The 26,578-nt window shown below is 43.1% G+C and carries 18 protein-coding genes and 2 tRNA genes; 15 read left to right on the top strand and 5 right to left on the bottom strand.

Features of this window, described 5'->3' with window-relative positions:
- The first annotated feature begins 463 nt into the window (after positions 1-463).
- The 7 genes from H140_RS0101200 (at position 464) to argB (ending at position 10,930) form a co-directional block, all read left to right on the top strand.
- The gene (locus tag H140_RS0101200) at positions 464-2,497 is read left to right on the top strand and encodes a UvrD-helicase domain-containing protein (RefSeq protein WP_019671829.1); all 2,034 of its coding nucleotides are present in this window, start codon (positions 464-466) and stop codon (positions 2,495-2,497) included.
- Positions 2,498-2,834: 337 nt separating this feature from the next.
- Positions 2,835-4,295, top strand: coding sequence for a WG repeat-containing protein (locus H140_RS13680; RefSeq protein ID WP_019671828.1), 1,461 nt, complete (start codon positions 2,835-2,837; stop codon positions 4,293-4,295).
- A 154-nt stretch (positions 4,296-4,449) separates the two neighbouring features.
- Positions 4,450-5,841 (top strand): magnesium transporter, encoded by a 1,392-nt coding sequence (locus H140_RS0101190; protein WP_019671827.1) that lies wholly within the window; start codon positions 4,450-4,452, stop codon positions 5,839-5,841.
- Positions 5,842-5,963: 122 nt separating this feature from the next.
- Positions 5,964-6,428 carry a dUTP diphosphatase gene (gene dut / locus H140_RS0101180; protein ID WP_019671825.1) on the top strand — a complete coding sequence of 155 codons (465 nt, stop codon included), beginning with the start codon at positions 5,964-5,966 and terminating at the stop codon, positions 6,426-6,428.
- 583 nt (positions 6,429-7,011) lie between these two features.
- On the top strand, positions 7,012-7,185 hold the full coding sequence (locus H140_RS15750; RefSeq protein WP_019671824.1) for a hypothetical protein: 174 nt from the start codon (positions 7,012-7,014) through the stop codon (positions 7,183-7,185).
- 842 nt (positions 7,186-8,027) lie between these two features.
- Positions 8,028-9,875 carry a phosphohexomutase domain-containing protein gene (locus tag H140_RS0101165; protein ID WP_019671822.1) on the top strand — a complete coding sequence of 616 codons (1,848 nt, stop codon included), beginning with the start codon at positions 8,028-8,030 and terminating at the stop codon, positions 9,873-9,875.
- A gap of 143 nt (positions 9,876-10,018) precedes the next feature.
- Positions 10,019-10,930, top strand: coding sequence for an acetylglutamate kinase (argB, locus tag H140_RS0101160; RefSeq protein ID WP_019671821.1), 912 nt, complete (start codon positions 10,019-10,021; stop codon positions 10,928-10,930).
- 275 nt (positions 10,931-11,205) lie between these two features.
- On the opposite strand, the gene H140_RS0101155 is transcribed toward argB, so the two are convergent.
- Together H140_RS0101155 and H140_RS0101150 are read right to left on the bottom strand one after the other, a co-directional pair.
- Complete coding sequence (locus tag H140_RS0101155) at positions 11,206-11,571, bottom strand: hypothetical protein (RefSeq protein WP_019671820.1); 366 nt, start codon at positions 11,569-11,571, stop codon at positions 11,206-11,208.
- Between the two features lie 334 nt (positions 11,572-11,905).
- Positions 11,906-12,271, bottom strand: coding sequence for a Spx/MgsR family RNA polymerase-binding regulatory protein (locus H140_RS0101150; protein WP_019671819.1), 366 nt, complete (start codon positions 12,269-12,271; stop codon positions 11,906-11,908).
- A 229-nt stretch (positions 12,272-12,500) separates the two neighbouring features.
- Between H140_RS0101150 and leuS the strand changes: the two genes are divergently transcribed.
- The 7 genes from leuS to H140_RS0101115 all read left to right on the top strand — a co-directional run bounded on the left by leuS (position 12,501) and on the right by H140_RS0101115 (position 21,632).
- Complete coding sequence (gene leuS, locus H140_RS0101145) at positions 12,501-15,161, top strand: leucine--tRNA ligase (RefSeq protein ID WP_019671818.1); 2,661 nt, start codon at positions 12,501-12,503, stop codon at positions 15,159-15,161.
- A complete protein-coding gene (locus H140_RS0101140; RefSeq protein WP_201546696.1) occupies positions 15,158-15,868 on the top strand; it encodes an LPS-assembly lipoprotein LptE in 711 nt (236 codons plus the stop codon). Before leuS ends, H140_RS0101140 begins: the two co-directional genes overlap by 4 nt.
- Position 15,869: 1 nt before the next feature.
- Positions 15,870-16,949, top strand: coding sequence for a DNA polymerase III subunit delta (holA, locus tag H140_RS0101135; protein WP_019671816.1), 1,080 nt, complete (start codon positions 15,870-15,872; stop codon positions 16,947-16,949).
- Between the two features lie 136 nt (positions 16,950-17,085).
- Positions 17,086-18,444, top strand: coding sequence for an efflux RND transporter periplasmic adaptor subunit (locus H140_RS0101130; protein WP_019671815.1), 1,359 nt, complete (start codon positions 17,086-17,088; stop codon positions 18,442-18,444).
- 404 nt (positions 18,445-18,848) lie between these two features.
- Positions 18,849-20,900 (top strand): MacB family efflux pump subunit, encoded by a 2,052-nt coding sequence (locus H140_RS0101125; protein ID WP_033426751.1) that lies wholly within the window; start codon positions 18,849-18,851, stop codon positions 20,898-20,900.
- A 393-nt stretch (positions 20,901-21,293) separates the two neighbouring features.
- A tRNA-Lys gene (locus H140_RS0101120) sits at positions 21,294-21,369 on the top strand.
- 187 nt (positions 21,370-21,556) lie between these two features.
- A tRNA-Lys gene (locus H140_RS0101115) sits at positions 21,557-21,632 on the top strand.
- Between the two features lie 250 nt (positions 21,633-21,882).
- Here H140_RS0101115 and H140_RS0101110 read toward each other — a convergent pair.
- The 3 genes from H140_RS0101110 to H140_RS0101100 form a co-directional block, all read right to left on the bottom strand.
- On the bottom strand, positions 21,883-22,626 hold the full coding sequence (locus H140_RS0101110) for an MBL fold metallo-hydrolase (protein WP_019671813.1): 744 nt from the start codon (positions 22,624-22,626) through the stop codon (positions 21,883-21,885).
- A gap of 116 nt (positions 22,627-22,742) precedes the next feature.
- Complete coding sequence (locus H140_RS0101105; protein ID WP_227672868.1) at positions 22,743-23,249, bottom strand: DUF2726 domain-containing protein; 507 nt, start codon at positions 23,247-23,249, stop codon at positions 22,743-22,745.
- A 210-nt stretch (positions 23,250-23,459) separates the two neighbouring features.
- Positions 23,460-24,803, bottom strand: coding sequence for a LysM peptidoglycan-binding domain-containing protein (locus H140_RS0101100; protein WP_019671811.1), 1,344 nt, complete (start codon positions 24,801-24,803; stop codon positions 23,460-23,462).
- Positions 24,804-25,639: 836 nt separating this feature from the next.
- Here H140_RS0101100 and H140_RS0101095 point away from each other — a divergent pair.
- Positions 25,640-26,482, top strand: a complete 843-nt coding sequence (locus H140_RS0101095; RefSeq protein ID WP_019671810.1) for a thiazole synthase — start codon at positions 25,640-25,642, stop codon at positions 26,480-26,482.
- Positions 26,483-26,578: the final 96 nt, after the last annotated feature.

Below are 26,578 nucleotides of genomic sequence, written 5' to 3'. Positions count from 1 at the left end.
GTGGTTATGGTTGTAAAATAGTAAGTCATTATCGTTTTTTTGCGATATATTGATGGCACTTTTGCCGAAGTCATATAAATTTCTTTTGTTAACCTAAGCTAGACAAGACTTTGAGTCATACTTTGTTACAACTTACAACAGATAGTTATTGTAACAAAAAGCGTGTAAAAAAGAGACGATTGATAACAAATTTTCTGCCATTTAGTAGCCTATTGCTATCATTCTTCTTCTTTATGACATCCTTTACTCTTATCTGGCGGTATTAATTGTCATTTTAGCAGTTGTGATTTTGGTATCACCTCCTATAATACCCTTTCTATAACTATAATCTGCGAACTATTAAACGGTTACAGTGTTAACCTCGCTAAGCCTACATGCGTAGTACTTACACTCGGTTGCCTTGTAATCATTCTAGACTTCTTTGACTATACAATATCCATCTCAGAAAAATATAAGGTGTGCCATGAGTAAGCTAAACCCAAAACAACAAGAGGCCATGACCTATGTCTCAGGCCCCCTCCTCGTTTTAGCGGGTGCAGGCTCAGGTAAAACTTCTGTGATTACCCAAAAAATTGCGTATCTGATTGAGCAGTGCAATATTCCTGCCGAGCGCATTACCGCAGTGACCTTTACCAATAAGGCCGCCCGTGAGATGAAAGCACGGGTAACCACCTTACTGCCAAAAGAAAAAACCCGTGGCTTGACCGTCTCGACCTTCCACCAATTTGGTTTACAGTTTTTGCGTTATGAGCTATTGCACACGCCTTTAAAGGGTAACTTCTCTATCATGGATGCTGAAGACAGTAAGCGCCTATTGATGGAGCTGATGATGCGTGACAACTTGTCTGGCGCAGAAAGTCGTGAGCTGGTGGGTAAGGCCATTAAGTTTATTTCTGATTGGAAAAACGACTTAATCGAGCCAGAAAAGGCGATGGAAACTTTAGACGATCCAGAGGATATGATTTTTGCCACCCTTTATGCTTTATATGAGCGCAACTTACGTGCTTATAATGCGGTGGACTTTGATGACTTAATCGTGCTGCCAGCCAAAATCTTGCGTGAAAATGTACAACTGCGTGACAAGTGGCAAAACCGTATTCGTTACTTATTGGTCGATGAGTATCAAGACACCAACACCGCTCAGTATGAGCTGATTAAGCTGATTGTCGGCCCAACAGGTAGATTTACGGTGGTGGGTGACGATGACCAGTCTATCTACGCTTGGCGCGGTGCCAGACCTGAAAATATGGCACTACTTAAAGAAGACTTCCCGAAACTAAAAGTGATTAAGCTTGAGCAAAACTATCGCTCAACCAACCGTATTTTGAGTGCAGCCAACACGGTCATCATGAACAATGAGCATTTGTTCGAAAAAGCCTTATGGTCGGATAAAGGTCAAGGCGAGAAAATCCGCATTATTAACTGCCGCAACGATGATGACGAGTCTGAACGTGTTGCCAAAGAGATTGTCACTCACAAACTGCGTCATGGCAATGAGTGGGAGCAATATGCGGTACTGTATCGCAGTAACTTCCAAGCACGTATGCTAGAGGCGCAGCTGCGTCAGCTACAAGTGCCTTACAAGCTCTCTGGCGGTCAGTCTTTCTTCGCGCGCAGTGAGATTAAAGATGTGATGGGTTATTTGCGCTTAATCTTAAACCCTGAAGATGACAGTGCCTTTTTGCGTATCGTCAACACTCCAAAACGTGGTCTGGGTCCAGCAACCTTAGAAAAGCTTGGACTGTTTGCGCAAGAACACAGCGTGTCATTGCTCGCTGCCTGTACGCATGGCGGTCTGCCGCATGTGCTGCCAACCAAGGCATATAGCACGCTTAAAGACTTTGGCGACTTTATCGAACATTACACCCGTGAGCTGGATCAGCATCCAGACCCAGTGCCGTTAGTGCGTCAGATGATCGATGAGACCGGCTATATTGACTTTGTGCGCAGTGATTCCAAAACGCCGCAACAAGAAAAGAACCGTCTCGATAACATCGAAATGTTATACACCAGTATTCAAGCCTTGATTAACCGTGCCGATGATGACGATGACAAGACCATTGATGCCGTCATTCGCAAGTTGGTATTACTCGATATGCTGGAGCAGCAGCAAGAAGAGGAAAATACCAACAAGGTTAACTTAATGACCTTGCATGCGGCCAAAGGTTTGGAGTTTGACTTTGTCTACATTATGGGGCTTGAAGAGGAGCTGTTGCCACATCGCAACTCTATTATTGGTGAGACCATCGAAGAAGAGCGGCGCTTGATGTATGTGGGCATTACTCGTGCTCGCCGTGAGCTAACCTTAACCTTAGCAGCGCAACGTCGTGGCGGTGGTCAAATGCGTACGACTACTCAAAGCCGCTTTTTAGAAGAGCTGCCCGAGGAGCATCTCGACTGGCCAGCCAATGCCAAAAAGAAAAAAGCACAGCGTGATCCGCAAGAGGTGGCCAACGAATATATGGCCAACATTAAAGCGTTACTTAAAAAGAAATAGCCATAACCCCACTCTCAACTAATTACAATCCCATGTAGGCTGGTGCTTTTAGCCCAGCAAAACCTAATTTTTAGCTAAATATGCTGGGCTAAAGCCACAGCCTACGCAAAGAGTTGAGATTGGGGTAGCCATACTTAATACGGGAGTCAATGACAAGATTATAAGCATAACTAAGAGCCAACTTCGCTTGCTTTATCTAATTATTTTGCTTGCCAACGCCTGTGGAGGGTGCTCGGTCTTCGCACGCGACTATTTAGCTAAGACTCATCGCTTGCGCTGTGGCTAATTCATCTCTTTTGTTAATTCTTATAGTTTTCATACTCTTTAAGACCCTTTAATGATGCACAATTCTCAAGCAGTCCGTGATTTCTACGATGAGGCTAACAATATTTTCGTATATGGGTGTCAATCACAAAACGAACTATGGTTAGCGTCTAGAAATGGAAAATATGGTTATGTTAATCAACTTTATGACCTCGTTATTGACTTTAAATATGAGGATGCCGCCCCATTTTCTGAAGGATTAGCTGCGGTTTCGGTTAATAATCAATATGGATATATTGATAAGCATGGCAATGAGGTTATTGCTTTTAAGTTTGACTATGCCGAGTCGTTTAAAGACGGCCAAGCTTTAGTCTTTGACAATTTTCGTTATTACTTTATCAACGTCAGCGGTGCTGTCGTTTCGACATATAAGCTACAAAGTTATGTTGAGTTTACAGACGGCTTAGCCATTTTTGAGAAAAATGAGAAGTACGGTCTGATAAACCAATCCGGAGATATCATTATTGCTGCTAAATATGATGGTATCACCAGCTTCGCAGAAGGGCTGATTGGTGTCCAAACCATTAAGTACGACAAAGACGATGTTGATATTCTATGTGGCTATATCGGTCTTGATGGTGAAACTGTCATACCCCTTGAATATGAAAACGGCTATGCGTTCTCACAGGGACTCGCTCCTGTTAAAAAGCAGGGTAAGTTTGGATTTATAAATCGCAAAAACGAGGTCGTCATCCCTTTCAAATTCGATCACGCTAATGCCTTTTCTGACGGCAATCTGGCTCGTGTTGAAGTCGGTAATCAATGGGGCTTTATAGATTTAAATGGCGAATTAGCCTTCCCTCTTTATGATAATGTAAGCCTGTTTCGTCATGGTCTAAGCTCTGTGAGAAAACAGGGTAAATCCGGTGTCATCAATACCGCAGGTGACACTGTCATAGCTTTTGAATTTGATATAGCTTATTTTGACTTTATTGATGGATTAGCTAGAGTCAATAAAGAGGGCAAATGGGGAGTCTTCGATACGCAAGGGAACACCATCATTCCCATAGAGCATGATGAGATAGGCTATTTTAGTGAGGGGTTAATTGCCGCCAATAAAAACGGAAACTGGGGCTATTTAGACCATCAGGGTAACGTGGTTATTGCCTTTGACTACCAAAGTGCTGGGGCTTTTGTTGCTGGTTTGGCACCAGTTCAGATCAACGACAAATATGGATTTATTAATCGCAAAGGCGAGCAGTTTATTGGATTTGTATATGACATGGCCTACTGCTTTGAAAATGGGCTGGCAGCCGTTGAGCAAGAGGGTATTTTAGGTTTTATAAACACATCTGGAAAGCTGGTCATCCCTTATCGGTTTTATATGGTGGGTCGCCAATCCTATGGATTAATTCAGGTTAAAACCTTGGACGGTGACTGGATAAAGCTCAATTTTCAAGGTCATACAATGACCACCATAAAGACGCAAGCTTTTTGTTCAATCCACTCATTACTGGGTTTAAAAATTTATTAATACTGGCTGTTGATAGTCAATAAAACTTAACGCATTATCGCTTAATCATTCTCACTTAATATTGTAAAATAACCCCAAAATGGCAGGAGTCACTCCTGTCATTTTTGTTTCTACTATAAATCTACCATCACAATCAACTCAATTAGGGGCGCGTATGTCGAGTAATACTGAACACACATCCAAGCAAGAAGTTCCCCCTGAAGGTTACGACCGCGCCGAAGATAAGCTGATTTATTTGCAGACCTTGGTCGCTGATAATGACTTGACGCTTATGGCTGATTTTTTGGAGGAGCAGTCTGAATATGAGATTGCTAACCTACTAGAATCTTTCCCAAGCGATGACCGTAGGCTGATCTGGAAACAAGTACCGCTAGAGATTAAAGGGGAAGTGCTGGCCGAGGTTGAAGACAACATTCGACCCTCCTTGATGAAAAACATGCAAGCGGTTGAGATTGAGACCCTTGCTGAAGACCTGGACGCACAAGATATTGCCGAAATCCTAGATACGGTTGATGAAAAGGTACGCTCTGAAGTCATGTCCAATCTTGATGACGAGATTCGTCAACAAGTTAGCCACCTCAATACTTATGCCGAGTATGAGGTCGGTGACTATATGGATCCAGATACGATTCAGATTCAAGGCAATATTACTCTAGAACAAGTACAGCAATGGCTGCGCAGTGACCAAGACCTGCTCGATGATCAGGCGCAAGAGCTGATTGTGGTCGACAGCAGTCATCAACTCTTGGGTTTATTGAGCTTGGTGGATTTGATCAAATACCCACAGCAATCTTTGGTGTCAGAGTGGATAGATCCAGCCATTACCATCAATGATAAAATGGACATTCAAGATGCAGCTGCTGTGTTTCGTGCCTCAGATATCCGCTACGCCCCTGTTATTAATGACTTTGGTGAGCTGGTCGGTCAACTCAACGCTGAAGATATCATGGAAATCATCCAAGATGACGTTGACAGCACCATGAAGCACTTAGCCGGTGTGAGTGATGATGAAGAGCTGTTTGCGCCCATCTTACGCAGTGCCAAAAGTCGCAGCGTCTGGCTGGGCATCAACTTATTAACCGCACTACTGGCGGCCTCGGTAATCGGCCAATTTGAAGAGGTATTGGCGCATGTGGTTGCGCTTGCGGTATTGATGCCTGTGGTGGCGAGTATGGGCGGTATCTCAGGTAGCCAGACGCTAACCGTGGTGGTTCGTGGTCTGGCCATGGGGCAAATCGGGGGCTCAAACCGCTTATGGCTAATGAATAAAGAGCTGTGGGTCGGTGCACTCAATGGTATTATTTGGGCGCTGATTATGGCAGGTATCGCTCAGATTTGGTTCCATGACCCCAAAATCAGCTTGGTGATCGCCTGCGCCATTGCCATTAATATGACAGCGGCCAATGTGGCAGGTATCGGCATCCCACTATTCTTAAAAAGACTGGATATTGACCCTGCCCTATCTGCCTCAGTCATCTTAACCACAGTGACGGATATTGTCGGCTTTATGTCATTCTTAGGTCTGGCAAGTTTGCTAATTTTATAGGCATCGCTTTTTAATAAATACAAATGTAGGCATTAATTTTATAGCCTTGCACTGCCTCTAAAACTTGCACTGCCTCTAACAACAGCGCAGTGTGGCTACTGGATAAAATAAAAGGACATCCCATGAATTCTGTACAGGTAAAAATCTTAAATCCAAAAATTGGTAACGATCCAAACTTCCCACTGCCGACTCGTGCCACCGATGGCTCAGCCGGTATCGACTTGCGTGCTTGCATTGATGAGCCGATCACCATTAAAGCGGGTGAGACGCAATTGATTGGTACCGGCTTGGCGATTTATATTGCGAATCCGAATTATGCCGGTATTATTTTGCCCCGCTCAGGCTTGGGTCATAAGCATGGCATTGTGCTGGGTAATTTGGTTGGTTTGATTGATGCCGATTATCAAGGCGAGCTGATGGTGAGTGTCTGGAACCGTAGCGACAGTGACTTTGTGTTGAATCCAGCAGAGCGTATGGCGCAATATATGGTGGTGCCTGTGGTGCGTCCTGAGTTTGCCATCGTGGAAGAGTTTGATGAAGAAAGTGCACGTGGTGTTGGCGGCTTTGGTCATTCCGGACGTCAGTAGTTGTAGCCCTACCTTAGAAAACCCATCCGCCAAGATTAGTAGCAAACCTTTAAGAAAATCCATCCCCAGCCCTTCCTTTGAAAAAGGAAGGGAGCCAAACCTTGCACAAGTCGTAATTTGGTGCGTGATGTAGGCTGGGTGGAGGTAACGACACCCAGCGATGTTCAATATCCAAATTTGTGGTTTATAAAATGTTGGGTCTCGTACCTCGACGCCAACCTACAAATCGTGCAAGTAAAAAGAAAATCCCTCCGCCAAGATTCTGATTCGTAGGGTGGCGTTAGTGAGCGTAATGGCTCGCAGAGCATTTTAAGCGAACGTAACCCACCGCACGCCAGCCTTGATATGCGTGAAGAAAACAAATAAGCAAATCCATTCCCTGAGAAGCGTTAATAAAAACTCTGGGAGAGCTTTTTAGCATCGCAAGAGACAAGCTGTGCTTGGCTGAAATCCATCCCCAGCCCTTCCTTTGCAAAAGGAAGGGAGCCAAACCTTGCACAAGTCATAATTTGGTGCGTGATGTAGGCTGGGTGGAGGTAACGACACCCAGCGATGTTCAATATCTAAATTTGTGGTTTATAAAATGTTGGGTCTCGTACCTCGACGCCAACCTACAAATCGTGCAAGTAAAAAGAAAATCCCTCCGCCAAGATTCAAATTCAAGGGTGGCGTTAGTGAGCGTAAAGGCTCGCAGAGCATTTTAAGCGAGCGTAACCCACCACACGCCAGCCTTGATATGCGTGAAGAAAACAAATAAGCAAATCCATTCCCTGAGAAGCGTTAATAAAAACTCTGGGAGAGCTTTTTAGCATCGCAAGAGACAAGCTGTGCTTGGCTAAAGGAAAAGGAAGGGTGCCAAACTTTGTGTGCGTCAGAGTTTAGGGCGTGATGTAGGCTGGGTGGAGGTAACGACACCCACGCTACAAGTCCTGTCACTTTTCAATGTTGTTTGATTGGTGAGTTACGTTTTTTCGGCACCTCTACTGAGATGCGTGAAGAAAATCCATCCCCAGCCCTTCCTTTGAGAAAGGAAGGGTACCAAACCTTGCACAAGTCGTAATTTGGTGCGTGATGTAGATACCATCTTGCCAAATATTTACCAGCCTACACATCATATCACCTAATGCCCATACGAGCTTATACGCTCTATGACACAACACAAATCTTGGGTTAAATGTTGCATGATTGTGACAGTTTGGTGCGTGATGGGCGTCGTGGGATGCGGTTTAGCCTTGATTGAAGCGGTTATCCTTGGTAAAGCACAGGGTTGCAGGCGCTTGGCAGGTAACGGTCTCGTGGCGCAGGAACGGTGCCTGTCAATAGCGCCTGCCCCTGTGCTGGCCAAGATATGAGCGAAAAGCAAGAGTGGCTCCTTGTGTTGTTTTTTATTTGTTTTTGTTGGTTGTGGTGGTGGGTTTGGGCGGTGGGGACGCTGGGCTGTGACTGTAACAGAGTGTGTATTGTCAAGCGCTTTGGCTCGGTGCTATATTGGAGGTAGCAGTTGCGTTGTGCCTGCCGTATTGACAGTGGATTTTGATACCCTTAATAGACGGCAAGTGGCATTGTGTTGATGACTGTGTTGGTTTATGGAGTTGCCCCTTGCCTTTACATCCCTTTGTTGCTCAAAGACCTTTGTTTAAAGCTTATGATATTCGTGGGAAACATGCGTTGTTTACCCCGTCTTTTGTGTTGGCTTTAAGTCATGTTTTTGCCCGTTATTTACGTGATACGGTCGGAGCAACTCAGATTGTGATGGGTTATGATATGCGCCAGGACAGTCAGGCGATTGCCGATCGGTTTGCGCAAAGCTGCCGACAAGCTGGGGTTGAGGTAATTTGGCTGGGGTTGGTGACGACGCCAATTATGGTGTTTTGGGCGAATAAATATCAGGGACATGGACTGATTACGACCGCCAGTCATTCGACGCGCTTTATTAATGGTATTAAATGGGTGGTGGATGGACAGTCGCCCAGTAGTGAAGATATTTTGGCGCTCTATCAACAGCTGACCACTCAGCAGCTGCCACCTGAATTTGAGCCAACAGCGCCTTTGTCCAATCTGCTTGAGTTAAGCCAGCAACAGGTGGCTGCCCCGTATCTACAAAGTGCCAAACAAGCTATCGATACCATTCGTCCGCTGTATGATGCTCAGCTTGTGGATATGGCGTACAGCACTCAGGTACCAATGGTGAAGCCATTGAAGGTGGTGATAGATTGCTTAAATGGAACGACAGGCCCATTTGCGTCGTTATTGTTTGCGCAGTTCTCTGTGCTGTGTCATCAGGTTATTTTGTTAAATGAAGATCCCAATGGGCAGTTTCCAAAAGGAGATCCAGACCCAACTCAGCCGCATCGTTTGCGTGAATTACAATCAGCAGTGGTTGAGCATCAGGCCGATATTGGTCTTGGCTTTGATGGTGATGGTGATCGCTTGATGGTGGTGGATAATCAAGGGCGACCGTTGGCACCAGATCATTTGCTGTATTTGTTGGCGCAAGTGGCGGTGGAAGATTACTATTTATCTGATAAAGATAAAGACAGCTTAGCGCATAAAGATACAGAGCGCTTAGATAATAAAGACAGCTTAGATAATACAAACAGTCTGGATAATACGAACAGCTTATGCCAAAAACCCATCGTTATCTTTGATGTCAAATGCGCACATCAAGTGCCTCAGCTACTCGAACAGATCGGTGCTGTTGGACAGATGAGTAAAACTGGCAGTAGCATCTTGCGTCATGCCCTGTATGCCAAAAGCTGTCAGCTAAAAGGCAACTCTGATTCTGCCGACGCTCAAGTGCAAGCCCCCTTATTTGCTGGTGAATTATCCGGTCACTTCCTGTTCAATGATGGCTATTTTTTGTTGCATGATGATGCCATGTACGCCGGATTACGTCTATTAAACTGGTTGGTATATCATGCGCAGCGCTATCAGCTGGTAACTCAACACACGGTGCAGCTGGCAGATATTATTGATAATCTGCCGCCTTTGGTCAGTACCGCTGATGAATATTTGTCATTGTCAAATTTACCCCTATCAGACTTATCACCTTCAGAGCTACCACTGGCAGAAACGTCTTCTGAATTAGAAACCGCTGAGCAGCCCTCACCATACCCATCACAGCAAGCTGACAAAACCCCCACTCAACTTGTGCGTGCCAAGCTCGATCAATTGTGCCAACACTTAGAGCAGCAGCCAGAAACACTGAATCTAAATCTTGCCGCTGATGATGAAGTACGCTTAAGCTGTATCGATGGCATACGCTTAGACTTCGATCGAGGCTTTGGCATCATCCGCCTGTCTAATACCAGCAACAGCTTAACGGTTCGCTTTGCCGCTGATACCTTGGCAGACTTAAAGCGAATTCAGGGGTACTTTGTGAACTTGTGTCATAACATTCATCAGCAATTGGCACAGCAAGTGGCAGCAATTGAGGTTGCCAGATAGCAGTTGTCGGTTATAATTGTCTTATTTAATACCGTTAGTTTAATAAATACAGCTAGCCTACTCCAATAAACAAACTGTAAGTTGTCAATGACGGTGAGTCTGTCTATTTGCAACTAACCCTATCCTAATTATACGAGCCCATCATGTCCCTAAATCTTGCCCAAGCCAAAACCACTGCTGAAGTATTAACCACTGCCCTGCCTTACATTCAACGCTTTGAAGATAAAATTATTGTCGTCAAATATGGCGGTAATGCCATGACAGATCCTGAGCTTGAAAGCTCATTTGCACGAGATATTGTGCTACTAAAAACAGTTGGCTTACATCCTGTGGTGGTACATGGTGGCGGCCCGCAAGTGGACAATCTACTCAAAGAGTTGGGTCGTCAATCAGATCGTATCGACGGTATGCGAGTGACCAATCAGTCCACGATGGATGTGGTGGAGATGGTGCTGGGTGGTAGCGTCAACAAATCTATCGTCAGCCTAATTAATAAGCATGGCGGTCGTGCTATCGGTCTAACTGGAAAAGATGCCAATCTGATTCGTGCCAAAAAACTAATGATGAATAAGGTCGATGAGGCCGGTCATGATCACGAGATTGATTTGGGCTTTGTCGGTGAGGTAGTCAGCGTCAATAAAGATGTGATTATGATGCTCATTGGCTCCAACTTTATCCCTGTCATTGCGCCAATTGGCGTCGATAAAGATGGCAACAGCTATAATATCAATGCCGACTTGGTCGCAGGTAAAGTGGCGGAGTTTATCCAAGCGGAAAAGCTGCTACTATTAACCAATATTAAAGGCGTGCTCGATAAAGAAGGCAAGGTGGTCACTGGCTTAACGCCAAAAAGCGTGGATGCGATGATTGCCGATGGCACCATCTCAGGCGGTATGATTCCAAAGATCCAGTGTGCCTTAGATGCCGTTCGTGGTGGTGTAAAAAGTGCCGTTATCGTAGATGGGCGTGTGCCAAACGCCACCTTGCTGGAAATCTTCACTAATGAAGGCGTGGGTACATTAATTAGTCGTGATCTTGAAAGTGCACTGAGTTAATTATTTCAAGCATCAGGCACCCCCTTTATTTATAGACTCTTAAAAGCTATAGCTAGAAGTATGATAAAAACTGGGGCTTCTTTCACTTATAGGATTTACCTAAAATTGAATATAACCATCCTCCATTTCTACGTAAATCCTATATGTTATCAAATCTAAAAATTAACCTATCTAAGAAAGCGAATGCAAACGCTATAAATAGCAGGTTCAGTGAGGCTGACAAAGATAGGTTATTTTATAAAAAAGGTATTAGATCAAGTCAGGTACAAGGTTCGTTAATAAGCACAAAACTCTACTGAGCTATAGCTGTCATTGCCATATACTTTCATATAATGGTTGCCTTTACTTTCCGTATAATAGGTAGTTCTGTCTTCATAGCAATCTCTTGCGCCTTCAAGACGGCCACTAGGGCCTTCAACGTAGGCCACATTTAACTGATCATTTCCCGTATTGCGAATGACCAACTCTTGATTGGGCTGTAGCCATAAGCGAAACTTTTTGCCATCTTTCATATTTCCAGAAAAACTACCACAATAACTACCATCGGCGAAAGTGACTTTAGTGGATTGTTCCGCTGCTTGCACGGGTAAAGCGAATAGACAACCGATCGTTAGAGCTGAGATCATCAAAACATTCTTCATAATTATTCTCTTTATAAAAATTAATAATTCTATTTTTGAAAAGTAACCTATCAAGGAACACAAATCCAATATAGACTGAATACTACCCTTTGTAGGCTAAGCAGGCTTAAAAAATTAGGCTATTTTTCAGAATTAATATAAATTTAATAAGGTGTTCCTTATAATAATACACAACTCATTCAATAAATACCGACCTTTATTATGAAGTTTATATGAATTATCATTAATTAAGACTAAAATTACACGCTAAACCGTTATTTAAAATGGTTCATTACCTCACTATTGACATAAAATAACCTATATTATCAATGCTCTCTTTTTTTAACATCCTTTTTTAAACAAAAGCTTCTGTAAACTCTGCATCATCAAAACCACACAATAAAATATCTTTACCCTTATATTTGCCTTCTACAATAGGACGCTTAATCATGCTGGTATTTTCTACCAACAAGTCGATGGCGGTATCGACACTGGCATCGGCTGCCGCTTTTTGTTCATCAGTCAGCTTACGCCATGTGGTACCACGTTTGTTTAATACTTTGGCAATACCCAAGGTGTCCACCCAACGCTGAACGCTGTCTTTATCAACGCCTTGTTGTTTATAATCATGAAACTCATACGCCACGCCCATTTCATCGAGCTTGGTAAAAGCCTTTTTCATGGTGCTACAGGCTTTGATGCCATAAACTGTGATTGTCATCATAACTCCTAGTTTGATTGATTGTTTTTCGCTTTAGAAGATGAGCCAAAATATGAAAAATAAAAACGCTATCACCCTATTTGCAGCAGATAAACGCTAAAGTTAGCCTCTCCCCATCGCAATTTTAGTCAATTTGCGCTATTCTATCGTATCTAATTTTCTCATTATTTATCACCCTTTTTGCTAATTTTTCTATAACCAACTAAATATTTTTAACTTAGAGCCTATTATGAGCACTGCAACAACTGATCAAGTTAATCCAAATCATTATAACCCACACACCATTGAAGCCAAACAACAGGCAAAATGGGATGCTGACAAGCGCTTTGAAGTCAGTAATGATATCAGCGCTGACAGCCGCACTCGTTATATGCTGTCGATGTTCCCTTACCCAAGCGGCAAGCTACACATGGGACACGTACGTAACTACACCATCTCTGATGTGTTAAGCCGTTATTATCGCTTAAAAGGCGACAAAGTATTGCAGCCTATGGGTTGGGATGCCTTTGGTATGCCAGCTGAAAACGCAGCCATTGCCAACCAAGTTGCGCCGGCCAAATGGACGTACTCGAATATCGACAACATGCGTGCACAGCTAAAAACCTTGGGGTTATCTATTGACTGGTCACGTGAATTTGCCACCTGCTCACCTGAGTATTACCGCTGGGAGCAGTGGTTCTTCTTACAACTGTACAAAAAAGGTCTGGTCTATAAAAAGCTGGCCACCGTTAACTGGGATCCAGTGGATAATACCGTACTGGCCAACGAACAAGTCATCGATGGCAAAGGCTGGCGCAGTGGTGCTCCAGTTGAAAAACGTGATATTCCAATGTATTACTTCAAAATCACCGAATATGCCGATGAGCTACTTGATGATCTAGATCAGCTTGAAGGTCAATGGCCAAGTGATGTACTCACCATGCAGCGCAACTGGATTGGTCGCAGTCAGGGTATGGAAGTACACTTCCCTTACAAAAACAGTGATGATATCAGTACCCTAGATGTATTCACTACCCGCCCAGACACCTTAATGGGTGTGACTTATGTGGCTGTGGCCGCGGAACACAGATTGGCAAAATTGGCCGCTGAACAAAATCCAAAAATCGCTGAATTCTGCGAGCTGTGCAAAAAAGGTTCGGTTGCCGAAGCTGACCTAGCCAAAGCCGACAAAATCGGTATGGATACTGGCTTAACCGTCACCCACCCATTAACTGGTGAAGAAATCCCTGTTTGGGTTGCCAACTATGTGCTTATGAGCTATGGCTCAGGTGCGGTTATGGCGGTGCCAGCGCACGATGAGCGTGATTATGAGTTTGCTACCAAATACAACTTACCGATTAAGACGGTCATCCAAACCCCTGATGATCATCAAGGTGCTTATACAGAACGTGGCACCTTGGTCAACTCTGGTGAGTTTGATGGTCTTGACTTTGACGGCTCATTTGAAGCCATGCTAGCCAAGCTTGAGCCACAAAACCTTGCTACAAAAAAAATCCAATATCGCTTACGTGATTGGGGGGTTTCTCGCCAGCGCTACTGGGGCTGCCCCATTCCAATGATCAATTGTGAATACTGTGGTAACGTGCCAGTCGAAGAGTCGGATTTACCCATCATTCTACCAACAGATGTGGTACCAGATGGTCGTGGTAACCCACTTAAAAACATGCCTGAGTTTGTGAATGCCACTTGCCCAAAATGTGGTGGCCCTGCTGAGCGTGAAACCGATACCTTTGATACCTTTATGGAATCAAGCTGGTATTATGCCCGCTTTGCCAGCCCAAATGATGACACGCAAATGGTTGATAAAGCAGCGGCTGATACTTGGCTGCCAGTAGACCAGTATGTGGGCGGTGTTGAGCATGCGGTGATGCACTTGTTATATGCCCGCTTCTATCACAAATTGATGCGTGATGAGGGCTTGGTCTCTGGTGATGAGCCATTCAAAAATCTACTGACTCAAGGTATGGTATTGGCAGGTACTTTGTATCGTGACAATCCTGAAGGTGGCAAAACCTATTACTTCGCTGAAGATGTCGATATTAAACTTGATGAGCGTGGTCAGCCCGTAAGCGCTACATTAAAAGCTGATGGTCAGCCTGTAACCATCGGTAAAATTGAAAAAATGTCGAAATCAAAAAACAATGGCGTTGACCCACAAACCACGATTGATCAATACGGTGCTGATACGGTACGCTTATACACCCTATTCGCAGCCCCTGCTGATCAAACCCTTGAATGGTCAGATGATTCATTAAAAGGCCCTTATAACTTCTTGAAAAAAGTATGGCGTACAGTTCAAAGCCATATCCAAGCGCTAGCCGACTTATCATTGACTGTCGATAGCCTACCGCAGATCAGCGATTTAGATACGGCTCAGCTAAGCAAAGCAGCAAAAGACTTACGACGCAAAACGCATGAGGTTATTGCCAAAATTGACAATGACTTAGGCGAGCGCTTATCGCTTAATACGCCAGTATCAAGCTTAATGGAGCTAGAAAATGAACTGGGTAACTTTGCGTCAAGCACGAAGACCTATACTGCTGAAACATTGGCAGTACAACACGAAGCCATCACCAGTCTGCTCACATTATTGTCCGCTTATGCGCCACACATTGCTGAGCATTTATTAGAAAGCCTAGGCATTGATACCCTTAACTTAAGCTATCCACAGCTTGATGAATCAGCCTTGATTCATGACACCATCACTATGGTGGTTCAGGTCAATGGTAAAGTGCGTGGCAAAATGGAAGTGGCACCAGACAGCGATCACGACAGCTTAAAAGCACAAGCCAAGCAAATAGAAAGTGTGGCGAAATACCTCACTGGTGAGATTAAAAAAGAAATCGTTGTTCCCAATAAGCTGGTTAATATAGTTGTGGTAGGTTCATGATGATAAATCTACAAGCGCAAACCAGTGCAACGACTATGCAAGTAGCCAAGCACTCGGTTACCAAAAGGTTTGCTGCTGCAATAATGACAGCAGTAGTGCTTAGCTCACCACTGTTGCTGAGCAGTTGTGGCTTCCATTTACGTGGCTATGAGACCCCTATGACTTATGCTGTTAGTAGCGCAGTATTAAGTATTGATGAAGACCCAGTCAGTTTTCGTTTAAAACAACCATTAAAACAGAAGCTAAATAGTGTCGGGGTACAAGTTGTCGATGATGTTAGCCGTCAAGTTACGTCTGACAATGCCTTATACTCAGCTACTATCCGAGTAGATAACATCCAGTTTAGACGCTATGAGTTGGTAGGTATTTTAACTGAAATTCGCTTAGTGCTGTCAGCAGATGTCACCTATGAGACCATTGACACCACCAATGTGCTCTCTAACGAGCCGATTATTGTTAAAAACTCTATTCAAGTTGAACGCACCTATCAGTTTGATGAAGCCTCTGTGAGTATCGAGGATAAGCAAGGAAAACAAATTCAAGACTGGCTGTATGACAACTTAGCACAGCGTATCGCTGACCAATATGTGGCTTTGAGCTTACCAAAAGTTGCACCTAAGGCAAAGGCTAATAATAACTCAAAATCAATACCAACTGTTCTAGCATCTGCTAATGCTAATGCCACTAAGTCAAGCATAGAGCCCTAGTATGCAAGACAGCTTCTTAAACCTCTATCCTAAGCTTGAGCAACACCCATCTGGTCAAAACCTAGGTCTAACTGGCTTATGGCTGGCTCATGGAGATGAGCCGCTATTACAGCAATGGCTAGTCGATGCCATGCGCCGCTCTTGGAATATGCAAAACTTAGCCATCAAACGCATTGAGCTAGTATCTGCCAAGACTTGGCTAGATGTGCTGACCGAGCTCAATAGCCTGTCTTTATTTGATGATGCCACTGCGGTGATTATCAGTGGCAATCACAAGCCAGACAAAGAGGTACAGCAGCAGCTAGAAGCCTTTGCTATCGAAGCCAATGCTGGTAGTAATCAAAACTGTGTACTCTGGCTCTCCTCCAAGATAGACAAACGTGCCCAAACCAGCAAATGGTTCACCCCTTTTGCGAAGTTTGGGCAGGTTGTCGACTGTAATCTTTATAATGAAAACCAGCGCCAACAACTGCTGGCCATCCATGCCCAGCGCTTTGGTTTAACCTTGCAGCCTGAGGCATGGCAATTTTTGATGGTGCAAACCGAGCATCACCTTCTTAGTGCCTATCAAGCGCTTTGGCGCCTGTCTTATTTGTTTGCGCCACAGATTGCTCAGTTAAATCAGCAAGATGCCACATCCACCCCCTCAGATCAAGCAGCCAACACCATCAGTATCGATGTAGAAGCGCTACAAGCAGCCTTAGTCAGTGATGCTCAGTACAGTGTATTTGACTTGTCTGATGCCATGCTTGCTGGCAATGCCATACAAGTGGTCAGAATTATTGAGCAGCTGCGTGCTACTGAAGAGCCAACGCCACTGGTATTATGGGCTATTGGTAAAGACATGCGTCTGATTATGCAACTCATTGATGGGCAAAATCCACAAAGTCTAGGTATTTGGAGCAGCAAGCAGGCATTATATCAAGCGGCCTGTCACCGGCAAACACCGCAAAGTATTGCCGATTGGCCAGATATATTGTATCAATGTGATAAAGCGGTAAAAGGCGTGCTACGTCAACCTGCCTGGGAGCTTATCTTACAAGCCGCCCTACGTGTCACGGGTGTTCAGTTATTTACTTAGACAAAAACAGGGACTGCCAGTGACATTTATTGATAATATCACTGTGACTCGTAACCTTTCTTAAACTTAAATTCCTAGTCTTTTTCATCCAGTACGGTATCATTAACATATTTAAAATCTAGTTCTGGATTATCTCATGGCATTATTTCCTAATTTAAATAATCGAAAATCTGTCATTAAGTGGCTGATTATCAGCCTTGTTGTCATTATATTAGCCATTTTGGTTTATAACCAGTTTAAACCCAAAGAAGAAGAACCAAACTATATTACTGCGCCTGTTATCCAAGGTGATATAGAGAACAATGTAATGGCTTCGGGTAAAGTAAAAGCCCTAAATACAGTTGATGTCGGTGCACAGGTATCAGGTGAAGTTATCAAGCTTTATGTAGATGTTGGTGATGAAGTCAAAAAAGGTGATTTAATCGCCCAAATTGATCAAGTGACACAGCAAAACAACCTGTCTAATCAACAGGCCACTTTAGAGCAGATGCGTGCAAACTTAGATAGCTCAAAAGCTGAATACTTGAGCAAACAAGCAGGCCTTGATAGTGCCAAAGCTGACTTAGCCAGTCGAGAAGCAGATCTTAAACAAGCAAAATCAGATTATGCAAGACTTAGTCCTTTGCTTGCCATAAACGCCATTAGCGCACAAGAATTAGACAATGCCAAAACTACTGTTGAAAAAGCAGAAGCCAGTGTCAATGCCGCAAGGGCTGCCATAAAAACGGCTGAGGCCGCTCTGGTTACTGCTCAAGCGAATATCACCAGTAATGAAGCGGATTTACGTAAAGCACAAACCAACGTTGATACAGCCAGCACTGACCTAGGATACACTACTATTCGAGCGCCTATGGATGGCACTATTGTCGCTGTTGTGACTGAGCAAGGAACAACCGTTAACGCCAATCAATCTGCCCCTACTATTGTGACCTTAGCAGATCTATCCACTGTGCGTATCAATGCACAAATCTCCGAAGCAGATGTCATTAATGTACAAGCAGGGATGCCAGTTTATTTTAATACCATTGGCAATCCAGACCAAAAGTATGATGCGGTATTAACTGCTATTGAGCCTGCGCCTGAACAAATCAGTAGCACCAGTTCAACTGACTCCGCCATCTATTACGTCGGCTATATTGAAGTACCTAACCCTGAGCGTCGCTTTCGTATTGATATGACAGCACAAGTTTATATCGTTATAGATAAAGCTAATAATGCATTGTTAGTGCCTTCATCCGCCATCAAACATGGAACCACAAAAAGTAACAACGTCCCTTCGCAGGATGGTGCTGACAGCGCCACTACCGAGGGAGCTTATGTCCGTGTTTTACATAGTGATGGTAGTGTAGAAAATAGACCTGTCACTGTTGGTATAGACAATAGGGTTAATGCACAAATTTTAAGCGGTTTAAAAAAAGGTGATACGGTTATTATTAATGAAAGTGGTAATAGCAAAGTAGCAAGCAGAGCAAGCAGTCCACCGCCAAGACTCTAGGGCATATCGCTATATGCCTTTAAATGTCCCTATCTCTCTCACTGGTACTTTGATAATTTAAGCGCTGAAAATAGCTAAGGCGTGTCGTCATTTTAAAAATACTGATAAAAAAAGATAGCTTGCAGTCAGACTAGGGGGTGTATGACAAGATTTAGCTATTTTAGCCCATCTCAATATCATTGTACGAATTGAAGACACGCCCTAGCCGTCAATCTTCAAAGTACCAATTAAGAACCTGCTCTAATATATCCCAAGTGACTGACATCTTAAATTGTAGAAAAACTATGACTCACTCTAAGCATCCAAAGCCCGATAATAGCTCGCAAACGATATCGACACAGGTAGCACAAGACTCAAATGTGAGTTACACGCTAGCAAAAAATACAGCCACGCCCACGCCAATTATGCAGTTGTCCAATATTATCCGTGAATTTCCTGCTGGTGAGCAAACCATTCGGGTGTTGCATGATATCAACCTCACCATCTATCAGGGTGAGATGGTCGCTATTATTGGTCAATCAGGCTCTGGTAAATCAACACTTATGAATATCATGGGCTGTCTGGATAAAGCCACTGCTGGCGAGTATCTAATTTTTGGCAACTCCGTCAAACAAATGGATGCAGATGACCTTGCTAAGTTACGCCGTGAACACTTCGGCTTTATTTTTCAGCGCTACCATCTGCTTGGCGATATTAATGCTCGCGATAACGTAGCAGTACCTGCCGTTTATGCAGGCATGAAGAGTCAGTCTCGTACCAAACGAGCTGAAGCCCTTCTAACTGAGTTGGGGCTGGGTGATAAGGTGTTTAATCGACCCAATCAACTCTCTGGTGGTCAACAACAGCGAGTTTCTGTCGCCAGAGCTCTGATGAATGGCGGTGATGTTATCTTAGCTGATGAGCCCACAGGTGCTTTAGATAGTAAGTCAGGACGAGATGTTTTAAAAATCTTAAAACGTCTTAATCAACAGGGGCATACTGTGATTATGGTAACTCATGACCCCGGTATTGCTGATCAAGCTGAACGCGTCATTGAAATCAAAGACGGTATTATTATTGCAGACTATCGTAATGAGCATTTTCAGCGCTCAGCGAGCACTCATCCAAGTGAAACCCATCCAAGCAACGAGTATATTAACGAAGACAAGCGTGCCAATGATATCAGCAATGAGTATAAAGATAATCAAGATCTGCAACGCATCAACAAGCAACAGTTAATCAGTCAAAAAAGAAGCCGAATTGGTTCATTTTTTGACCGCTTATCAGAAGCCTTTCGGATGTCTGTATTGGCAATGCGCGCACACAAAATGCGTACTTTGCTCACCATGTTAGGCATTATTATTGGTATCGCCTCAGTCGTTTCGGTTGTAGGTCTTGGCCAAGGTTCGCAGCAACAAATTCTTTCTAACATCAGCTCACTGGGAACCAACACCATTACCGTTATTGATGGCTATGCGTGGGGGGATCCTAGACGCCGATATCACGATGACAATCTCACCCCTGATGATGCTGAAGCTATCGGTCAACAGCCTTATGTATTAAGTGTTAGCCCCCAGCTTGATACCAATATTAGTGTTCGCTACCGCAATGTTCAAGAGTCCGCCAACATTAGTGGTGTTGGCCAAGATTACTTAGAAGTTACTGGCGAGTCCTTAATTGCAGGTCAAGCATTTAACCAGCACAGTATCGAGCGACGTGTGCAAGATATCATCATCGATGACAATGCCAAATCTACTTTTTTTGCAGATATAGACAATCCTATTGGTGAAGTCGTACTAATAGGTAACGTCCCTGGGCGTGTGATTGGCGTATTAGAGCCCAATGAAAACGCCCTCGCGCGTCCGTCTGATACGCCTACCATTTATATGCCTTATACCACTATGATGTCACGTATCGTAGGAGGCAACCATATTGACAGCTTTGTGGCATTAATTGACAACCAGATCTCAAGTGCAGCAGCAGAGGACGCTATTACTGACCTGATAGAAAGTCGCCACGGTACGGATGACTTTAGGACTCGCAACTCTGATTCTATTCGCCAAACCATCGAAGCGACAACCAATACCATGACGATTCTTATCTCCTCAATTGCTATTATTTCTTTGGTGGTTGGTGGTATTGGCGTTATGAATATTATGCTGGTATCTGTCACTGAGCGCACCAATGAAATTGGGGTGCGTATGGCAGTAGGTGCTAGGCAAAGTGACATTATGCAGCAGTTTTTAATTGAAGCCATTCTGGTCTGTGTCTTAGGAGGGGCATTAGGCGTTTTATTAGCTTATGCTATCGGTGAGGCAATCAATAGTATCGGTTCAGAAAGCTTCCGTGTTATTTACTCCCCCACTTCTATTATTGCCGCATTTGCGTGTTCAACGCTCATTGGGGTATTATTTGGCTTCTTACCAGCCCGTAACGCAGCCAAGCTAGACCCCGTAGAAGCACTCTCTCGGGATTAACGTGGGTAAGGGACGTTTAAGGTCTGCTGGATATTCAAATCTGGAACTGGCGGTGGTCATTTTTTAGACAATATGCAGGGCGGTTTTTGACGCTTAGTCATTCTAAGTTAGAACTGTTATTTTAAAACGTCACAATATGTTGGCAAAAAAAGACCTTAGAGTAGATACCATTATCAAAATCAAGCCAAAAATCTAAAAAAATGCAAAAAAATTAACATTTAGGGTTGCATTATCATTTTCGAAGCGTATAATGTGCTCTCACGTTAAGGGGATACAACAACCTTTTGATGAGTTTAAAACCAAATATTGGTTTTTAGATCTTTTAGAAAACTTCCTTTAACGGAGTTTCTCTTACGAAGCTAAAATTGCAGTGCAGTTTCTAAATGCTTCTTAGGGCCGATAGCTCAGTTGGTAGAGCAGTAGACTTTTAATCTATTGGTCCCGCGTTCGAGTCGCGGTCGGCCCACCAAATTTTTAAACCCCAGACACTCCTGGGGTTTTCTATTTAAAATCTCTATTTTAAAAATAGATGGCGCAGTCCACTATGAATATTTTTAATAAAATATGGCGATTAAATCTAATTTAATCTTGCAATCTATTTTTTGATGAGTATAATATGCATCTCTATTACAGATAGCATAACTTCTGTAAGTTTAGGGCCGATAGCTCAGTTGGTAGAGCAGTAGACTTTTAATCTATTGGTCCCGCGTTCGAGTCGCGGTCGGCCCACCAAATTTTTAAACCCCTTAGGTGATTCAATTCATCTAGGGGTTTTTCTTTTTTAGCTTTTCTTTTTTCTAGTTATACCAAATCTGAAAATTAAGATATCGAGAAAAACGAGTGCAAATACTACAATTAGTAGGTTTAGCTAGTAGGTTTAGCGAGTTTGACAAAGAAAGGTTATTTTTCAGAAAAAGTGTTACCTGCTCATTAGAGGGAGTATATAGAGTTCATTTATTAAGACTAATGATAGCATCACCCCTTATTTCTTTAGCTTCAACGCAGTCAACAGCTTCATTTTACGCGGTGTATCAGGAGCTACCTGCATTAATGTAGCAAATGCCTCATCATCAATTACTACCCTCCCCCCATGTGCTAGCAAAACATAATCAGCCTGTAATGCCCTAACCTTAGCCAAAGAGGCTTTATAAGCTTGTGGAAAATTAATCACCAAAGGCGATACCAGTTTATGCTTAATCTTTAAAATTAAATCACCTGAATACAGCTGCTTGCTTGGTTGATGCCAAAAAGATAAATCACAGTTGGTATGCCCTGGAGTACTAACAACTTGCCAGTCTTCAAAGCCAGGCACATACTCACCATCCGTCAGATGTTTATCTGCTTTTAATATTGGCTGATACCATAAGTTTGTCATCGACTTACCTTGACGACTGGCCACGTAATAAGTCAGCGCCAAATCGACGATATGTTGCATTCTTCCTTTTATTCCATGATACCAGTGCTCAGCAGCAGCTGACGCCATAATTTGACACCCTGTCTTTTGTTGCAGTAGCCTAGCGCCACCAGCATGATCTGGATGCATATGGCTAATTAATACTGCTTTTAGCTGAGTAACTGGACGCTGTAAGATATCTGTGATATAGGTCAAGATGGGTATAACATCACTACGACAACCAGCATCTAATAACAGTAGCTTATCAGGATAGACTGCCAAATAGGTATTTTGAATATAGCCATTAATGGCAACAATCTCTACCAAACTCATGAGATTCCTATAATTAGCAATGAATTGGCACATAGTAAACTACAAGCTTGTTTTTTTTAAGCCTGCATCTTGACCGATAAGTTTATTCTAGGGACTATATGCAAATTAAACAGCATCTAACCTCCACCATATTGACGCAATACCGCCTGAATATCATGACGAATAATATCCACACTAGGCATACGCTCAGCATGAAACCTTAAAATAGGTATGCCAGCGCTGGCCAGTGCTTTATCTTTTTTTTCATCTGCCCTTACCCGAGAAGGACTATCATGTGTCCAATCATCTAGCTCAATGGCCAGTAAGGTGGTTTGCCCATCACGAGCAACCAGCACATAGTCCACACTTTGACGACAAATTCGATTAAGCCAAAATGCTCGATCACTGCCAGCATCATCACTAGGCTGAATGATGCGTGACAGCTGTACCTGACTAAAAATATGATACTCAGGTACTGCCTGCTGCAACTTAGCAAAAAACAACACTTCTGTATCTGTCATAATCGGCATAGGTTCAAACGGCCAGATAGGTAGCTCATCGCCTTTTACCGAGCTCACTGATTTCTGTTTATTTTTTTCTAGGCGGCGCTGACCTAAGATACTTACCACAACAACGAGTGCCATGGCTACCATAACACCTAATATCATTACATCCACTGAATACTTACCACCTGAATCAAAGTACGATAAACACTTGTTTTAATTAATAAAATATTGATTTAAATGCCAATCATAACACTTGCTGGCCTTCTACCCTGTGCTTTTTTGTTTTGTACCAAAAAAGCACGATCATCACTGATCGTGCTTTTTTTATGAGTGGTTTTTTAAAAGCTATTAGCGCCAGTATAACACCCAAGCGTTGTTTACATCAGTTCGTGAGTCTGCATTTATTTTATCTTTTAAGGCCAGCGCTGCCTCTTTCCCTTTTTCGGGACCGACAATAACACGTACACCTCGACTGGTTGTACTGGTTTTGGCTGGGTATCCCGCTGCACGTAACTGCTTCACAATCTCATCAGCTTTTGCCTGGTTGTCTGCTAGTGCTACTTGCACCCCAAAGGTGCCTTTGGCCTCTCCATTTGCCGCTTTTCGGCGGGCTTCTGCTAAACGCTGTTGTGCATCACGTTTATTTTGTTCTGCAGCCTGTCTTTGCTCTGCTTCACGCTGCAAGCGAGCAACTTGAGCTCGTGATGGTATGGTTAGCTCCTGTCCCACTCGTAACGTACTATTGGTGCTCATATTATTAGCTTCAGCCAAAGCAGATACAGGGACATTGTACTGACGTGCTAGCTTAATTAGCCCATCACCAGATTTTACTATATACCCTTGTTGCTTGGCTGGACCTGTCGCAGGTTGCGTTTTGGATTGCTGTTGTGTTTTATTGACCTGAGCATTACTGGAGCTGGTATTTGTCGTACCGGCTCGATACTCACGCACCAAACCTGCTACTTGGCCACTACTTGGAATAGTCAAGTTTTGTCCAACTCTCAGGGTGCTAGTGGCTGTCATCTTATTGGCTTGCGCAATGGCTTCAACTGGTACACCATACTGACGTGATAGCCGTATTAAGCTATCACCACGTTTGACCGTATATTTTTGAGCACTATTAGAGGCTTTAGGTGCTGTATTAGACTTTACGGATGCGTCACTGTTAGCAACTACAGAAGGCGCGTTTTGCGTGACTTTTTCAGTGCTCGCGGTGGTATTATTCGTGGTGTGTGCAGTGGTTGTATTTTCAGGCTCAGCAGGACGGGCGGTTATTACTGGTTTGGTCACTGTTACCGCAGGCTTTACTTGTGCTTGTTGCTTGGGGTTTTCTTCAACAATGGGTTCAGCAGCATTGTTAGCGTATTGCTCATTTTCTAAGCGCGCTTTTTCCATCGCCAACGCTTCTGCTTTTTCTTGCTCACTCAGTACTTGACGGGTACGCCGCTCAAGCTCTGCCATTTCCTTTTCACGCTCAACACGTTTTTTTGCCAAAATACGTTCTTCGGTTTCGACATCAGCAGTTAGAGGGTTTTCAGTCTGCGTATTGGCTTCATTAACTTGTGCGACCTGTGGCGTGTCGTCTATGCTACTGCTCTTTGGCATATCTATTTGCTTAATCATAGCGAACAGCAGTACACTACCACCAAGAAATACACCGGTACCCAATAGTAATTGTCGTGACGAATTCATACTCACACCTTGTTGTTTATGCTTAACCTTTGTTATATCTATTTCTCCACTCTCAACTTATTAGTATTTGCTGTATGCTGGTGCTTTTAGCCCGGCAAAAGAATAAGTTTTTATGACAAATCCTGAGCCAAAGCCTACGTTGAGAGTGGGGTATCTGTTATTTCGCTTATTACAGTATTTACGCTGAACTTTATCGTTTTGAGCTTAACTTTATCATTTTTCTGAACTTTATCATTTTGAGCTTAACTTTATTGTATTGTACAGCATCTTTGTAGCTTAGCATCTCTTTGTATCTTAACTTAAACTTACTGCTTATTATTAAACTTACTGCTTATCATTAAACTTACTGTACTCATACCTAGCTTATCGCATTTAAGTCTACTGCTTGCTTTAATCAATGGTTGTATAGACAATCAATTAATGTTGTATAGACAAAGGCTGCTAAAATAGATAACGTCATAATCTTAATTGATTATAAAGTATTGATCGTATAATGTCTGTTATCTATATTAGCATGCTTTATCATTAGTTTTTGTTTAAAGCATTTTTTTAAAAAAACTTATTTTTGTCTTTTTTGTATAGTGCTTTTGTATAGGCTCTACTAAGTTTGCAGCAACAACCATTTCTTGGTTTGTTATAATGATTGGCCATTAATACTTTTACATTAACCGAAGAAACATCACCAATTTCACTAACTCTAACTAAAAAAAGAGAGCTTTGGTGTTATAGTTAACTTCTAGCTTAAGTTAACTTCTAGCTTCGATTCTATAAAAATATCGAGCTATCTTGTTCAAACACTTTTTTGTTTATCAATAATACAGGTCATTAAAACCACTATGAAAACGGACTTAGCAAAAAATCCAGCAGATACCTTAGGCAGCCAACTTGGAGAAGACACCCTAACCATAGGCAGTCGCAGCTTTTCATCACGATTACTGGTCGGCACTGGGAAATACAAAGACTTACAGCAAACTGGCGAGGCCATTACTGCCTCAGGCGCTGAGATTGTCACTGTTGCCATCCGTCGCTCAAATATCGGCCAACACAAAGATCAACCTAATTTATTAGAGGTAATCCCACCGTCAAAATATACCATCTTACCCAATACTGCTGGTTGTTTTGATGCAGATAGCGCCATACGTACGTGTCAGTTGGCACGTGAATTACTGGATGGCCATAATTTGGTGAAGCTTGAAGTATTAGGTGATCAAGACACTTTATACCCTAATGTGACAGAAACCTTGATTGCCGCCAAAAAACTTATTGATGATGGCTTTGAAGTGATGGTTTATACTTCAGATGATCCAATCGTTGCCAATGAGCTTGCGAGTATGGGCTGTGTCGCCATTATGCCTTTGGGCAGCTTAATTGGCTCAGGTTTGGGCTTACTCAATCCACATTTGTTAAGTATTATTGTCGAAAACACCAAATCCTTTAACATTCCTGTCTTGGTTGATGCTGGTGTTGGTGCAGCATCAGATGCGGCAATTGCCATGGAGCTTGGCTGTGATGGGGTGTTAATGAACTCAGCAATTGCTAACGCCAAGCATCCAGTCTTGATGGCCGAAGCCATGCGACATGCGGTAGTTGCAGGTCGTGCTTCTTATTTGGCAGGACGTATGCCCAAACGCAAAATGGCAGTACCAAGCTCACCACAAACTGGCTACTTTTTCCAATAAACTCAGCTTAGCTTAAAAAAGATATGTTCAACCCGTATGTTTTATTTCAACGACAAACAAAGTCATCTGTTGTAGCAGATGATTTTATTTGACTCA

Origin of the sequence: Psychrobacter lutiphocae DSM 21542 (genome assembly GCF_000382145.1) — a bacterium.
Lineage (GTDB): Bacteria > Pseudomonadota > Gammaproteobacteria > Pseudomonadales > Moraxellaceae > Psychrobacter > Psychrobacter lutiphocae.
Note: the sequence above shows the minus strand (reverse complement) of the source record. Positions and strands in the feature narration are given on the sequence as shown.

Excerpts from the sequence above, each read along its gene's own strand:
- argB (WP_019671821.1), top strand. The coding sequence starts at position 10,019 with ATGTCCCTAAATCTTGCCCAAGCCAAAACCACTGCTGAAGTATTAACC.
- H140_RS15750 (WP_019671824.1), top strand. The coding sequence starts at position 7,012 with ATGTTGGGTCTCGTACCTCGACGCCAACCTACAAATCGTGCAAGTAAA.
- H140_RS0101130 (WP_019671815.1), top strand. The coding sequence starts at position 17,086 with ATGGCATTATTTCCTAATTTAAATAATCGAAAATCTGTCATTAAGTGG.
- H140_RS0101095 (WP_019671810.1), top strand. The coding sequence starts at position 25,640 with ATGAAAACGGACTTAGCAAAAAATCCAGCAGATACCTTAGGCAGCCAA.
- dut (WP_019671825.1), top strand. The coding sequence starts at position 5,964 with ATGAATTCTGTACAGGTAAAAATCTTAAATCCAAAAATTGGTAACGAT.
- holA (WP_019671816.1), top strand. The coding sequence starts at position 15,870 with ATGCAAGACAGCTTCTTAAACCTCTATCCTAAGCTTGAGCAACACCCA.
- leuS (WP_019671818.1), top strand. The coding sequence starts at position 12,501 with ATGAGCACTGCAACAACTGATCAAGTTAATCCAAATCATTATAACCCA.
- H140_RS0101110 (WP_019671813.1), bottom strand. The coding sequence starts at position 22,626 with ATGAGTTTGGTAGAGATTGTTGCCATTAATGGCTATATTCAAAATACC.
- H140_RS13680 (WP_019671828.1), top strand. The coding sequence starts at position 2,835 with ATGATGCACAATTCTCAAGCAGTCCGTGATTTCTACGATGAGGCTAAC.
- H140_RS0101150 (WP_019671819.1), bottom strand. The coding sequence starts at position 12,271 with ATGACAATCACAGTTTATGGCATCAAAGCCTGTAGCACCATGAAAAAG.
- H140_RS0101105 (WP_227672868.1), bottom strand. The coding sequence starts at position 23,249 with ATGGCACTCGTTGTTGTGGTAAGTATCTTAGGTCAGCGCCGCCTAGAA.
- H140_RS0101155 (WP_019671820.1), bottom strand. The coding sequence starts at position 11,571 with ATGAAGAATGTTTTGATGATCTCAGCTCTAACGATCGGTTGTCTATTC.
- H140_RS0101200 (WP_019671829.1), top strand. The coding sequence starts at position 464 with ATGAGTAAGCTAAACCCAAAACAACAAGAGGCCATGACCTATGTCTCA.
- H140_RS0101140 (WP_201546696.1), top strand. The coding sequence starts at position 15,158 with ATGATGATAAATCTACAAGCGCAAACCAGTGCAACGACTATGCAAGTA.
- H140_RS0101125 (WP_033426751.1), top strand. The coding sequence starts at position 18,849 with ATGCAGTTGTCCAATATTATCCGTGAATTTCCTGCTGGTGAGCAAACC.
- H140_RS0101100 (WP_019671811.1), bottom strand. The coding sequence starts at position 24,803 with ATGAATTCGTCACGACAATTACTATTGGGTACCGGTGTATTTCTTGGT.
- H140_RS0101190 (WP_019671827.1), top strand. The coding sequence starts at position 4,450 with ATGTCGAGTAATACTGAACACACATCCAAGCAAGAAGTTCCCCCTGAA.